This is a genomic window from Acinetobacter sp. FDAARGOS_494, assembly GCF_003812225.1.
Lineage (GTDB): Bacteria > Pseudomonadota > Gammaproteobacteria > Pseudomonadales > Moraxellaceae > Acinetobacter > Acinetobacter baumannii.
Genome location: NZ_CP033866.1, coordinates 982770 through 994465 on the forward strand (window position 1 = coordinate 982770; position 11696 = coordinate 994465).

An 11696-nucleotide genomic window follows, 5' to 3' on the forward strand; every position below is an offset into this window, starting at 1 on the left:
TTCGCGGGCTCTTTTTACTTATGTAATATCGATTCGAAAGCTTTTAAACGCTTATAAATTGAAAGTAGTTCAATAATCGTCTTCCAAGAAGTAATTAAATATTGAAATGATTCACGTACGCGTCCAAATACATTCGCAATTTGTTGAATTAAACCTAATGTGAGTTTACCAGCAGCAATCGATGGGAAAAGAACAACCAAATTATAGAGAATATCAAGCTGTCCATACCAAATCGCTGTCATATTAAAATAGGCATAGTGGAAGTAAAGTCTGAAATAGTTCTTACGTACATTACTAAATAACTCACGTAAAGTAGCAGGTTTTGCACGATCTGCATGATCCTCACCATAAACCAATTCTTTACGGTAAGCTGCTTCTACTTTTTGGTTATTAAATTGTAGACCGGGTAATTTAATACCAACCACCATGAGTAGGACAGTACCAAAAATTGACCATACAATTGCGGCCCATACCAAGGAGTGTTCTAGCTCGCCGACAATTGGTAAAACTGGAACATGTTTAGAAAGCTGAAATAAAATTGGTAAGAAAGCAATTAATGTAATAACTGCTTTGACCAGCTCAACCCCTAAGTCTTCCAAAATTGTTGCAAAGCGCATGGTATCTTCTTGTACACGCTGTGAAGCACCCTCAATATGGCGAAGCTTTTCCCAATGCTCCGTGTAATATTCATTCATTGCCGTACGCCAACGAAATACATAGTGACTTGTAAAAAAAGCATTAATCACAGCTAAAGTCACAGCAACCATTGCAATGTAAAGAAAGACTAGAGTTTCACTATAAAGTGCAGAGAGATCTCCCCCTCCACTTGAAAGCATTTGTTGGATTAAATCCCAAAATGGTACATACCATGCATTAATGGCAACACTGACCTGAACACTAAACCAGATATTAAATAAAATAAAAGCCGAGCCCCAGATAGACCAACGCTGCCATGGGTTATTCGATATAATTTTCCAAAAGCTAGCAAACAGTGCTGTGGAGACTAAAAACCAGAGGTAAAACCATAAAAAAGCAGGCGACCAGAAGCGACTTACCCCAATAGGCAACTCAGCATCTGCATACCCCTGAGGAAAGCCAAGATACTGTCCCCAGTGATCTCCCCCTGTATACCAGAGCACCATATTTAGCGCGAGCCAAATAACCGCAGATATAAAGAAATATCGTGGTGATGGAAAAAATGATTTGAACATTGAGTGTTGATATCCCTATATTTCTTCAAATTTACAATGAAAGGAATACTAAAACCTAAACCTTAAAATTGTGAAGGCTAAAGTTTAGAGAATTGTCAATTTTTCCCATTTCATTGAAGGATTTGATCGTTTTTTTGTAAATTCATCCCTTTATGCAATTTAATCCGTTTAAATTGCTTTGTATATGGCTCCCCTAAGAGCCATATACAGTTTTTATATCACAGCCATATGTACGTTTAAATCTCTTCTTTACGAACAATATAGCCTTCAAGTTGCATAGCCTGAATTAATGGTTCCAGATCTGGAGCGCTTTTTAGTTCAATATCGACACTCACCGCACTTTCTTTAGCACGGCTTGTTGCTGCAAAGCGTTCATGTCGAAGTTCATAAATATTACCGCCCTGCTCCGCAATAATTGCTGTTAGACGCGCTAAGGCACCCGGATTATCTGGTAATTCAACGCGAATACGAACCATACGGCCAGTACGAGTTAAGTGACGCTGTAATACTGAAACCATTACGCGTGTATCAATATTGCCACCAGATAACACCACACCAACTTTATGACCTAAAAATAGATCGGGACGAGACATAATTGCAGCAATTCCAGTTGCGCCAGCTCCTTCACACACTGTTTTTTCAATGTTGAGTAATAGCGCAATCGCTTCTTCAATCATATCTTCAGTGACTACCACAATATCATCTACAAAATGCTTAGCAATTTGTGTGGTCAGCTCACCCGGAGTTTTAACCGCAATACCTTCAGCTACCGTTGAACCCATTGAAACCGCGAGTTGATAGTTACAAAGCAGTTTCGCCATACTTGGATAAACAACCGACTGAACTCCAATAATCTTGATTTTAGGATTTATTGATTTTGCAGCAATCGCAATACCAGAAATGAGACCACCACCTCCAATAGGTACGACCAAGATATCTAAATCAGGAACAGCTTCCAGCATTTCGAGCGCGATAGTACCTTGACCCGCAATAATTTCAGCATCATCAAATGGATGAATAATGGTTAAAGATTCTTCTTGTGCCACACGGTGCATTTCAGCAGCAGCTTCCGAAAAGTCTTGTCCATGCAAAATAACACGCGCACCGTATTCACGTACTCGTTGCACCTTCACATTGGGCGTCGATTTTGGCATAACAATAGTTGCCGTGACTCCTGTGCGCTGTGCATGATAAGCGACCCCTTGCGCATGATTACCAGCTGAAGCTGCAATTACACCATGTTGTTTTTCTTGTTCAGATAAGCTCAAAAGTTTATTTAATGCGCCCCTTTCTTTAAACGAAGCCGTAAACTGTAGATTCTCAAATTTCAGCCACATTTCAGCCCCTAAAGTTTTAGAAATGGTTTCTGAAAAAACAAAAGGTGTTTTAACAACTAAACCATCTAAACGCTCTGCAGCGGCATGTATATCTTCTAATGTTGGAAACTCATTTTTTACCTGTTGCTGAATCATCTAAGTAGCTGGCCTCAATATGTTACAAATCAATTATTTTTTTGAAAAATAGCATGAATATCTCATATGTGTCATGAGTAGTTTTCAGCATAGCTCCACTATACAAAAATTTTTGTCAGCACATACAAATCTTTTATTTTTCAACAAAAAAGCCCTTAGCGGGCTTTTACTTAATTTTTCATATACTTGCTTTTAATTTATTGCGTTTGCGCACTTAAACCGTCAGTAGATAGATTCTGTTCAGCTATTTTTTCATCAATCGCAAACTGAATATCAGACAGTTTTGCATTTGCTGCATCTATGCCTGCCTTCATGGTTGCTTCACGGCCTTTTACATCAAAAATATGTGCTTTTTCTCTTAAATCCGGTTGAATTACTACATCTGCATATTGAAGTTCTTCGGCAGCCAAACGTCCTTGCATAATATTAATATTCTGGTTAAAGAGTCCCCATACATTTGAGGTTTCCGTATAAATGGGTTGAGCCAGAATATCGACAGCAATAATGACATCGGCTCCTAAATCACGGGCTACTTCAACAGGTACCGGACTGACTAAACCGCCATCTACATATTCAGATTTACCAATTTTAGTCGGTACAAACATGCTTGGTATTGAGGCTGATGCTCTCACGGCCTGTCCCGTATTGCCATAATTAAATACGGTTTTGGTGCCATGCTTTAGCTCTGTTGCCACTACATACATCGGAATTTTCATTTTTTCGAGCGGCAAGTTATTTACTTGCTGATTTACGTAGTCTTCAACTTTTTTGCCATCAAAAAAACCTTTTAAACCAATACTGATGTCACGAACATCTGCAGCTTTCATTTTCAATGCAGTATCGCGAAGTTCATCAGGCGTTTTTCCACTCGCATAAATTGCCCCAACAATACTTCCTGCACTGGTTCCAACAATGAAATCAGGACGGATACCATGCTGTTCTAAAACTTCAATAACACCAATATGTGCATAACCTCGTGCACCACCACTACCTAGTACTAATGCGACTACTGGTTTCTTATGCTGCTTCTTAAGCTGTGCAAAAGGCTGATCGACGAAACGTGAGTATGCCTCTGCCGTTTGCGGTTTTAAGGCAGATAAGTGTGAGGTGGTTTGGCACCCGGCCAACACCATAGAAAGTCCGAGAACCCACAATTTAAGCTGTTTCATGGCCCATCTTTGCACTATGACGTTAATTTTCGAATTGCAATTTTAGTTGCTCGTTTTGTGAAATGCTGTAGTGAATTTATTTAATTTGTCATGTTTAATTTTTATACTCAAGCATTTTTATTATGCCGAAAAAAAGCCCCTTATTTCTAAGAGGCTTTTCTTACAAAATTACCAAATATCTGAATCGACTTTTTTCTTCAACTCTGGATATTTATTAATTTTAAATACAGGTTCTTTAATACCTTGCTTCAATTGCGCTCGGTAATCTTTCAATAAAGTACGAGCCATTGGTGTTAAGAGTAAAATTGCGACCAAGTTAATGGTAGCCATAATACCCATAAACAAGTCTGCCATTGACCATACTAATGGCACACTACCAATTGCACCGAAATACACCATCACCAATACAAAAATACGGAAGATGAACATGACTTTCGGGTTGTTATTAATGAACTGTACGTTACTTTCTGCATAAGCATAGTTACCTAGTACAGCTGAGTAACAGAACAAGAATAATAGAACAGCTAAGAAGTCAGCTCCCCAGTGCCCCACTTGAGTCTCTAGTGCACGTTGGGTTAATTCAACCCCGACGAAACCAGCATCTTGGTAAACACCAGAAACTAAAATGATGATTGCTGTACTTGTACATACAATGAATGTATCTACGAATACACCAAGCATTTGTACCAAACCCTGGTTTACAGGATGTTTTACATCAGACGCAGCCGCCGCATTTGGTGCAGAACCCATACCTGCTTCGTTTGAGAACAACCCGCGCTTAATCCCTTGCATCATTGCCATTGATACAGCAGCACCGAAGAAACCACCTGCCGCAGCATTAAAGTGGAAAGCTTCAGTCACAATCAGTTTTAAAACATCAGGTAAAATCGCATAGTTGCTTAATGCAATATATAACGCTACAGAGAGATAAAGGCCTGCTTTTAAAGGAACAAACATCTCTGCGAATTTAGCGATACGTTTAATACCACCAAAGATTGCTAATGCAACCATCACAACAAGAGCAAGACCAACCCATGAAATTTCTAAATCAACACCACCTAAATGCGCAATAAGATTAGCTTTATCCCAACCCCAAGCATGTGAAGATGCATTAGCAATTGCATTGATTTGAACTGAGTTAAATACAAAACCATAAGTAAAGATCAATGCTAATGCGAAGATCACACCAAAAGTTTTACTACGTAAACCTTGAGTAATATAGTAGGCTGGACCACCGCGGAATTGCTTGCTATTACTGTCTCTCACCTTAAAAAGTTGAGCAAGAGTAGATTCGATAAAAGCAGAGCTCATACCAAGTACAGCGGTTACCCACATCCAGAACACGGCGCCTGGGCCACCAATTGCGATCGCAATTGCCACACCAGCAATGTTACCCACCCCAACACGGCTCGCAAGACCAGTTACAAACGCTTGGAAAGGTGTAAGGCCATGCTCATCTTCGCCTTCTGTACGGCTGCTTTTCATAACACGAATACTTTGCAAGAACATGCGAATTTGCACTGCTCCTGTTAAGACCGTATAAAAAATACCGACGGCCAGCAAGAAAATAACCAGAAAATCCCATAAAGGTTCATTAAAAAATTGTACCCACGACATCAGTGTGGCATTGAGTTGTTCATTCATACTCGGTCCGCTTACGTTCTTGCTAATGTGCTATTAGCACAAGCCAAAATACTGCAATAAACAAAAAAGCCCCTAAAAATAGGGACTTCTTCAGTACATTTAAGGAAAAACTTTTAATGTCACTTGAATAGCAATTACCGTCACAAGTTTAAGCAACATCATGCCCAGCACTAAGCCTTTGAAGGTTACATGAGAGAAAGCACCCTTCAGATAAAATAAATTCATCGCACCACTGAACATATTCCCATTTGGGTGAACAGAATGCATCGACTCGGCTACAAACTTGGAAACTAACAAATGACCACCGCTAAATCAGCTCGTTTAATGATTCCCATCAATTAATCGAGTTATAAAAACTGGATTTAAGCCAATAAGCATATTTACATATACTTTTGGGCGAATGTCTAAACTGGATTTAAATTTCAAAGACTGTAACAAGCCATCGTCATAACACGACTATCTGTACCCTTTTCTTTTTCATTAAAGAAGAGTGCATTGAGATCTGTACCAAGCTGTTGTATTTCTTGTGGCTCAGTAGTTGCGTGAGTTACGTTCATTTTCATGGTTGCAATGGTAATCGCCAATCCTTGTTTCATGAACTGCTTGTTGATGAGCGGTAAACTCATGTAAAGCTCCTTATACCTCGTGTATTTCTCCATTTCTGCACAAAATCCTTTCTGTAAAAGTATTTTATTTGCAGCCACTACTTTTTTCCTAACGTGAGTATGGAGAAATCATACCTGCGTAAAAAAGTCGGTATTATGCAGAAATTTAAAATTTTGTGTATGTTTTTCATTAAAAGTTTATGCTACTTAAGATTATTTTTTATGCAAAAACATCTGTTTTGTACTGTTTTTAAACATATTATACCTTTTTTCTAATTGAGCAATTTTCACTCAACCCTTATTTTGGCTTTAATCGAATGACTATCAAAGTCGCACCACTTTACCATTTTAAGCCTAAAGTGGCATATTCGAATTATCATTGAGCAGACATCATGTCTTACCCAAGTCATTAATCATATATATAAGGATATCTGTTTTCTAATATTTTTTGCTTATAAATACAGCAATTTCAGCATATAAAATTGCATCTCAAAAAGTATTAAATATTGAGGAAAAAGATCAGGAGTACTCATGAATTTGGAACAAGTCCGCCTTGTTGACGAAGCAATTACCTCTCGACATTCTGTCCGTGCTTTTTTAAGCACTCCCATTGAGCCAGAAGTCATTAAAGATATATTAAGAGTCGCAAGTCGAACACCTTCTGGTACCAACACTCAACCGTGGAAAGTTTATGTAGTTACAGGTCATAAACGTGATGAAATGGTAGAGCGTGTTTGTGCAGCACAGATTGAGGTTTCCAAAAATCCCGAACTTGCAGAGCAATATAAAGAAACTTTTGCATATTACCCTGAAAAATGGGTCTCTCCTTTTATTGACCGCCGCCGTGAAAATGGTTGGGGACTCTACGGTTTGTTAGATATTAAAAAAGGTGAAAAAGAAAAAATGGCTGCTCAACAGTTACGTAACTTCAAACTGTTTGATGCTCCAGTCGGAATTTTCTTTACAGTCAATAAAGCAATGGGAATTGGTTCCAAAATGGATATCGCCATGATGATTCAAAATGTCATGGTCGCTGCCAAGGCTCGGGGATTAGACACCTGCCCTCAAGCAGCTTGGAACCATTTCCATCCGCTAGTGTTAGATATTTTAGGCGCAGCAGATGACGAAGAGTTGGTATGTGCAATTGCACTAGGTCATGCCGACCCTGAACATATTGTGAATACCTTTATTACGCCTAGAGAGCCTGTTGAGAATTTTGCAGTTTTTCTTGATTAAAGATGCAAGCAAGCCACTCTCTTAAAATCAAGAGAGTGATTGGCTTTTTGCTTGACGAATCGCTTTTAAAACAACAATAAAACCACTTAATGTAAATAACACCATCATCACTCCCATATTGAGTGATGCAGACCAAATAAGGAAGTTAAGCAGTACTCCACCCAATAGACCGCAAGCAAATTGCATACTGCCCATAATTGCACTGGCTGTTCCTGCACGAGCACCTTGCTTTGACATGGCTAGAGCCATAGCATTTGGTCCAGTTAAACCAATTCCTGAAATTGCTAAGAACAGTCCTAACATTACTAGCCATAAAGGTGCTGCAGAAATTAAGCCAGCAATCAACACAATGCTTGCACCTGTCACTTGTACCATTGAACCTGCTTTTAAGCGCTTAGTGATTTCAACACGTGTGGTTAAGTGCTTATTTAAAGATGACATTAACATAATGCCAAAAGCATTGAGCCCGAATACATAAGCAAACTCTTGCTGATTTAAGCCATATTGGTCCATAAAAACGGCTGGAGCTGAACTGATATAACAGAATAATGCTGCACCTGTTAAACATCCTGCAAACATAGGTAAACGGAAGCTTGCATCTTTGAAAATAGCACCATATAAGGTAGCCACTTGATATAGAGATAACTTGAGTCTCTTATCAACTGCCAAAGTTTCTTTAAAAAAGAAATGTACACATAGCCAACAGATTGCCCCTACAATTGAAAGCGCAATAAAAATCGCTTGCCACGGAAACCAGATTAATATCCAGGCCCCAATCATCGGGGCCAAAATAGGTGCTAAGCCCATTACGATCATCATGCTTGAAAAAGCTTGTGCCGAGCCTTGGACATCTAATCTATCTCGTATAGCAGCACGAGCCATAACCACCCCCACACAACCACCTAAGGCTTGTAAAATACGGGCAGCAATTAGACTCCATTCATTTGTAGCGAGCACACAGAACAAGCTTGCAACTGCATAAAGCGCAAGCCCAAAATAAAGAGGCTTTTTTCGACCAATACGGTCGCTTAAAGGTCCATACACCAATTGTCCAATGGCTAAACCAAAAAAATAAGCTGGTAATGTGTTTGCTACCATTTGCGTACTCACCCCAAAATCATGGGCCATTTGAGGCAACGCAGGTAAGTACATATCAATGGATAATGGCCCTAAAGCCGTGAGTAAAGCGAGCAACATAATCCAGCCAATAGAATATTGACGCTGGGCTGTTTGTTCAGACATAACGATATTTCATTTTTCAATCATTTGCATACAGACAAGCTTACACTGTCTATCGTATGATTTGTGCAACATTGGTGTAGAAATACGCAAATCCTTTATCACTCAGGTTGATCAGCAAGGACTTCATTTGAAATCTTGGTTTAAACGCCTAAAAAGAGCGACTTATAACACTTCATTTATGTATAACGTGCGGATGCTGATTGCCTTTTCAGGAACTGCGTTCGTGCCTTATTTTCTAGGACATCAATTAGCAACAATTCCCCTCACTTTAGGTGTGGTCGCAGCTGGTTTAAGTGATATTGATGATCGCTTTTCAGTGCGAATCATGAATTTGATTTACACCTATATTGGTTTCTTCATTACCGCAGCTTCCGTACAATTACTTTTCCCTTATCCAATGCTTTTTGCACTAGGGCTGATTGCCTCTTGTATTGGCTGGATTTTACTAGGGTCATTAGGCCGCCGTTACGCAACAATTTCTTATGGATGTCTGGTTGTTTCAGTTTATACCATGCTGGGAGTTCATTTATTTGACCAGTGGTATATTCAGCCAGCTCTTTTGGTTGCGGGAGCAGCATGGTACGGACTTATTGCAACCATTAGCTTTTTATTATTTCCGGTTCGCCAACTTCAAGATAAACTTGCGGCCTCTTATGCTTCATTAGGCGACTTTCTATTTGCCAAATCCAATTTGTTTGATGTCGATATGACTCCTGCGAGTTATCAGCAAAGCATGATTGATCTTTCATTAGAAAATGGCAAATTAATAACGATTTTTAATGATCTTAAAACCGCCCTTTTAACCCGTTTAAAAGGTGACCGTGGACAAAAAGGAACTCGCCGTAGCCTACATTATTATTTTGTCGCACAAGATATTCATGAACGTGCAGATTCTGCCCATATCGACTATCAAAAGTTAGCTAAAATTTTCCAGCACAGTGATATTTTATTTAGGTTTCAGCGCATTTTGGCAATTCAGGGTAAAGCTTGCCAAGAGCTAAATGAATGTATTTTACAGCGTAAACCCTATATCCATAACAAACGCTTTAAGCAGAGTTTCGAGAATTTACGCTTATCTTTAGTAAAGTTAAGAAATGATCAGCAGTATGACTTATTGTGGGTAAATGCTCTTTTTGCCTTATACCGAAACTTAAAGTCTATTGACTCACAATTACTCAACTTAGAAACGGAACAGCATATTCAGTCTGACAAAGTAAAGCAGGCTGAAAACCAACTTAAAGATGATGATCTAAAAGGTTGGAATGATATTGTTGTTCGAATAAAACAAAATCTAACACCTGAATCTGTACTGTTCCGTCATGCCATTCGTGTTTCGATTGTTCTTTTTATTGGATATGTATTTATTCAAATGACTCATATCGAATATGGCTACTGGATTATGTTGACAGCTTTATTTGTTAGCCAACCTAACTTTAACGCAACAAAACGTCGCTTACGTTTACGTATTGTGGGTACATTAGTCGGAATTATTGTCGGCCTTAGCATAGTATTTTTAGTACCTTCTGTGGAAGGGCAATTAGTCATGCTAATTTTGAGTGGCGTACTGTTTTTCGAGTTACGTAGTAAGCAATATGCTCAAGCAACTGCTTTTATTACCATTTTGGCATTAATTAACTTTAATCTGGACGGTTCGGCAGTCGCTGCGGCTATTCCTAGGTTTGTTGATACCCTAATTGGTTGTGCTTTAGCATGGTTTGGCGTGACCTTTATTTGGCCTGACTGGAAATTCCGTCGCCTACCACGCAGTATTCGACGCTCCTTACAAGCACAATGTAATTATTTAGCTGAAGTGGTAAAACAATATCATGAAGGACATAATCATGCCCTCAATTACCGTATTGTCCGCCGAGCAGCACATAATACTGATGCAGAAGTCGCTTCGCTTATTTCTACTTTAGCAACAGAGCCAGACTTCGACCCTACTCGTAAATCCGATATATTTGAATTTTTATGCCTCAATCATACATTTTTAAGTTATATCGCAGCACTTGGAGCACATCGAGAAAAGATTCAGGATCAAGCGGTTCTTAACGTATTAGATCAAGCTTTAGATGATATACAAGGTGCTTTGTTAAGAGATGAAATGCCTGATCTTACGGCACAAAATATGCTACAGACGATACGTCAGCGCTTAAGCCAAAATGATGAAGATGACCAAAAATCGCTCATTATTTTACAGCAGTTATCGTTGATGCTCAGTGTATTAAATCGATTTAGTATGTTAAAACAAAGGCTAAGTCATGATCTGGATAATGATGCTAGCGAACTTGCATCATTATAAATTTGAGTCAGAATTTAGTATGAAATTGGCATAATATCCTTTCCTGACTTATGCCAATTAATGCTAAACTTAAAACAGTTTACAATTTGTTATTTGCACTATGACCGCGAAAACTTTATATGCTTATACGCTTCAGCCTGTTCCTTACGAGGTATCAGAAGCTGAGCAACGTAATGCACAACTTCTTATCTGGCGCAGCACCAATAAAATCAGCACAAAAATCTGGGCGATTATGGGCGTAATTTTAGCCCTTGCGATTTTAGGTCTTATCTTTATCAAGAACTACTCTACAGTGATTTGCTGGGTTGCTATTGTCTGTGTAGTACTTTATTACCTAGGCCGCAAATATGGTTTGGAATGGTACGTTAAGCGTAAGATGAATGAGTTTCCTGTGCAGGAAATCAAAGGTATTCGCTTAGGTGTACAACCTCACGGTATCGTAATGCGCCAGCAAATGGGCTTACAAGAAGGTGTTGGAACTATCGGATGGAAAAATATCTATGAATGGTACAACACCCCTGACTTTATTTTAGTTAACTTTAAAGTAAAAGATCCTAAAGGTCAGGAACAACAAGGTGCATATATATTGCCTAAACGTATGGACTCTAAAAACTTTTCTTTCAATACAATTCGTAAGCATTTGAAAGAAAGTGTAGGTGAACCGAAAACTTTATAATTTCACCTCTTTAAAAAGCCTCCTTTACAGGAGGTTTTTTATTATGCTAAAAATAAATGATAATGAAAATTAATATTATCTCCAAAATCCATATTATCTACTCAATCTTCGGCTATACTTCGTTACAAGATCTCCATCA

General features: G+C 38.8%; 10 protein-coding genes. 3 read left to right on the top strand and 7 right to left on the bottom strand.

Features of this window, described 5'->3' with window-relative positions:
• Positions 1-14: 14 nt before the first annotated feature.
• The 6 genes from sbmA to EG365_RS04755 all read right to left on the bottom strand — a co-directional run bounded on the left by sbmA (position 15) and on the right by EG365_RS04755 (position 6122).
• Entirely contained in the window at positions 15-1211 is a 1197-nt protein-coding gene (sbmA, locus tag EG365_RS04730; protein ID WP_001984834.1) for a peptide antibiotic transporter SbmA, read from the bottom strand.
• Between the two features lie 236 nt (positions 1212-1447).
• The gene (locus tag EG365_RS04735) at positions 1448-2683 is read right to left on the bottom strand and encodes a threonine ammonia-lyase (protein ID WP_000615951.1); all 1236 of its coding nucleotides are present in this window, start codon (positions 2681-2683) and stop codon (positions 1448-1450) included.
• 197 nt (positions 2684-2880) lie between these two features.
• Positions 2881-3852, bottom strand: coding sequence for a patatin-like phospholipase family protein (locus EG365_RS04740; protein WP_000811534.1), 972 nt, complete (start codon positions 3850-3852; stop codon positions 2881-2883).
• Between the two features lie 168 nt (positions 3853-4020).
• Positions 4021-5496 carry an alanine/glycine:cation symporter family protein gene (locus EG365_RS04745; protein WP_001005337.1) on the bottom strand — a complete coding sequence of 492 codons (1476 nt, stop codon included), beginning with the start codon at positions 5494-5496 and terminating at the stop codon, positions 4021-4023.
• 99 nt (positions 5497-5595) lie between these two features.
• Complete coding sequence (locus tag EG365_RS04750; RefSeq protein ID WP_000490937.1) at positions 5596-5736, bottom strand: hypothetical protein; 141 nt, start codon at positions 5734-5736, stop codon at positions 5596-5598.
• A gap of 182 nt (positions 5737-5918) precedes the next feature.
• Complete coding sequence (locus EG365_RS04755) at positions 5919-6122, bottom strand: hypothetical protein (protein WP_002010643.1); 204 nt, start codon at positions 6120-6122, stop codon at positions 5919-5921.
• Between the two features lie 510 nt (positions 6123-6632).
• Here EG365_RS04755 and EG365_RS04760 point away from each other — a divergent pair.
• Complete coding sequence (locus EG365_RS04760; protein WP_001047597.1) at positions 6633-7337, top strand: nitroreductase; 705 nt, start codon at positions 6633-6635, stop codon at positions 7335-7337.
• 27 nt (positions 7338-7364) lie between these two features.
• Here the strand turns inward: EG365_RS04760 and EG365_RS04765 are convergent, their stop codons facing one another.
• Positions 7365-8579: a multidrug effflux MFS transporter gene (locus tag EG365_RS04765; RefSeq protein WP_000003701.1), complete on the bottom strand. Its 1215-nt coding sequence runs from the start codon at positions 8577-8579 to the stop codon at positions 7365-7367.
• Between the two features lie 127 nt (positions 8580-8706).
• Here EG365_RS04765 and yccS point away from each other — a divergent pair, with 127 nt between their 5' ends.
• Both yccS and EG365_RS04775 read left to right on the top strand, forming a co-directional pair.
• Positions 8707-10881: a YccS family putative transporter gene (yccS, locus tag EG365_RS04770; protein ID WP_002016809.1), complete on the top strand. Its 2175-nt coding sequence runs from the start codon at positions 8707-8709 to the stop codon at positions 10879-10881.
• Between the two features lie 100 nt (positions 10882-10981).
• Positions 10982-11557 (top strand): SdpI family protein, encoded by a 576-nt coding sequence (locus tag EG365_RS04775; RefSeq protein WP_000125649.1) that lies wholly within the window; start codon positions 10982-10984, stop codon positions 11555-11557.
• Positions 11558-11696: the final 139 nt, after the last annotated feature.